Origin of the sequence: Pseudoalteromonas sp. APC 3694 (assembly GCF_030407565.1) — a bacterium.
GTDB lineage: Bacteria > Pseudomonadota > Gammaproteobacteria > Enterobacterales > Alteromonadaceae > Pseudoalteromonas > Pseudoalteromonas tetraodonis.
In genome coordinates this window covers 1-2,604 of the sequence record NZ_JASDDE010000116.1, presented here as the reverse complement: position 1 = coordinate 2,604, position 2,604 = coordinate 1, and the positions used below count along the sequence as shown (strand labels likewise).

Here is a 2,604-nt window from a genome sequence, read left to right as displayed (position 1 = left end):
TGCATATTCCGGAGCATCGTGAACAGTGATTCCGGCCCATCGTGAACACCCGTTCTGGTTTTAGCGTGAACGCTCATTCCGGTTTTATCGTGAACACTTTTGACTGATTTTCCGGAATCGGTGTTCACACCAAACCAGTACAATTTCAACGCATTGATTATTAATTACTTTGTTAAGCTATTTCCTTTTTGTATTACTGAGGAAGGGATATGGCGACTAAGAGGATCACAATGCGTAAAATTCGAGAAGTGTTGAGGCTACATTTTGCTGCCCAACTCAGTGTCAGAAAAATAAGTGCCAGCACTAAGATCAGTGTCGGTGGTATTCAAAAACTACTCACTAAAGCCAGAGCTTTATCGTTAAGTTGGCCACTGCCCGACGAGCTTGATGATTCTGTGCTTGCTAGTCAGTTCTATCCTCGCGCCGACACTCGGCCATCCCAGCGATTTGAAGTGCCAGATTGGCCAGCCATTCGAAAAGAATTAACGGGCAAAGGCGTCACCAAGAACTTACTCTGGGAAGAATATACTCAGCAATATCCGAATCGTTGTTACAGCTATTCTCAGTTCTGCGATCGCTATATGACCTGGCTTAAAAAGCAAAAACGTTCGATGCGACAAGTGCATAAAGCAGGAGAAAAACTCTTTGTCGATTATGCGGGTCAAACGATGCCCATTGTTTGTAATGCGACGGGTGAAGTGAAGTTCGCCCAGATATTCGTGGCGGTGATGGGCGCATCAAATTATACATTTTGTGAAGCAACCTGGAGCCAAAGTCTACCCGACTGGATCGGCAGTCACGTGCGAGCATTTGAATTTATCGGCGGTATACCTGACATGGTTATCCCCGATAATTTACGCAGTGGTGTCAGTAAAGCGTGTCGCTACGACCCTGATGTTAACCCGAGTTATCAGCAATTGGCCGCGCATTATGGCACCGTGATTGTGCCTGCTCGTCCCAGAAAACCACAAGATAAAGCCAAGGCCGAAGTGGGCGTGCAAATCATTGAACGCTGGATACTCGCCAAGTTACGACACCAAACCTTTTTCTCATTAGCTGAGCTAAACCATTGCATCAAAGCCTTACTGCTTGAGGTCAATAATAAGCCCTTTAAGCAACTGAGTGGGACACGACAATCATGGTTCGAGTCAATCGACAAACCCGCCCTCGCGCCTATGCCCAAACTAGCTTATCAATTCACGGATATTAAACACGTCAAAGTGAATATTGATTATCACGTTCAGTATGATAACCATCTTTACTCGGTACCCCATCACTTGGTGGGTGAAAAGCTTGAACTTCATGCCAAAGACAACTTGATTGAGGCTTATTTCAAGCATAAACGCATCACCAGTCACCCGAGAAAATATCATCCGGGCATGACCACCACATCCGAGCACATGCCTGTAAAGCATGAGAAGCATCATAAATGGTCACCAGGGCGTTTAATGAATTGGGCGAAAGATATTGGAGATGACGTTTTGCTCTGGGTGAAAGCACAATTGGCACAGAAACAACATGAAGAACAAGCGTATCGTGTGTGCTTAGGCTTACTCAACCTATCAAGAAGCTATCCCGCCGATCGGCTCAATAACGCCTGTGCGATAGCCAATCAATACAGTTTATATCGGTTAAAACATATCAAAGACATACTCAGTAGCAACCAAGATAAATTGCCGCGAACGCAAGAAGAGCCGTCGACGTTATTGCCACAATCCCATGAAAATATCCGTGGTCCTAAAAGCTTCCATTAAGGTAAGGAAATTCTATGTTAGAACAAACGATAACTCAGCTTCGTCAACTCAAACTCAGTGGTATGGCCAACGCCTTAGTGAGCCAAATGGAACAACCAAGTACTTATGAAGGGTTGTCCTTCGATGAGCGACTACAACTGCTAGCAGACAGTGAAGCCCAAGACCGAGAGAGCCGAAAACAACAACGCTTACTTAAAGCGGCAAAACTTAAATTAGCCGCTAACGCCAGAGACATAGATTATCATCACCCGCGAGGTCTCAATCAATCGATGATGGCATCGCTACTGCAATGTGATTGGCTGAATAAATCACAAAACTTACTCATCACAGGCCCTTGCGGTAGCGGTAAAACCTATATCACTTGTGCGCTTGCGCATACAGGATGCATGAAAGGCTACAGCGTTAAATATTACCGACTCTCAAGGTTGATGCTTACGCTGACACAAGCCAAAGCAGATGGCACTTACAGTCGAATGTTACAGTCACTCGCTAAGATCGACTTACTCGTTTTAGATGATTGGGGGCTTGAGCCACTTAAAGCGGCACAACGAAATGATTTAATGGAGATCATGGATGATAGGCACGGCAGTTCATCAACCGCCATCATCAGTCAATTACCCACCGAAGAATGGCATCAATCCATCGGCGATAATACCTTAGCCGATGCCATTTTAGATCGACTAATGCACAATGCTCATCGGATAAAATTAAAGGGGGAGTCTATGAGAAAAATTCAATCTAAAATTGACCATCGTGAACACTTAGGTTAAAAATGTCATGAACCCAATGCGTGGAATTTAAGTGTTCACGATAAAACCGGAATCGGTGTTCACCATCACCGGAATACGCA

Annotated in this window: 2 protein-coding genes; both read left to right on the top strand. The window is 44.8% G+C overall.

Translation table 11 applies throughout. The features are described from left to right. The first annotated feature begins 209 nt into the window (after nt 1-209). Entirely contained in the window at nt 210-1,754 is a 1,545-nt protein-coding gene (gene istA / locus QMA00_RS18710; RefSeq protein WP_024600838.1) for an IS21 family transposase, read from the top strand. A gap of 14 nt (nt 1,755-1,768) precedes the next feature. Continuing rightward, the gene (gene istB, locus QMA00_RS18705; RefSeq protein ID WP_076923271.1) at nt 1,769-2,524 is read left to right on the top strand and encodes an IS21-like element helper ATPase IstB; all 756 of its coding nucleotides are present in this window, start codon (nt 1,769-1,771) and stop codon (nt 2,522-2,524) included. The last annotated feature ends 80 nt before the right edge of the window (nt 2,525-2,604 follow it).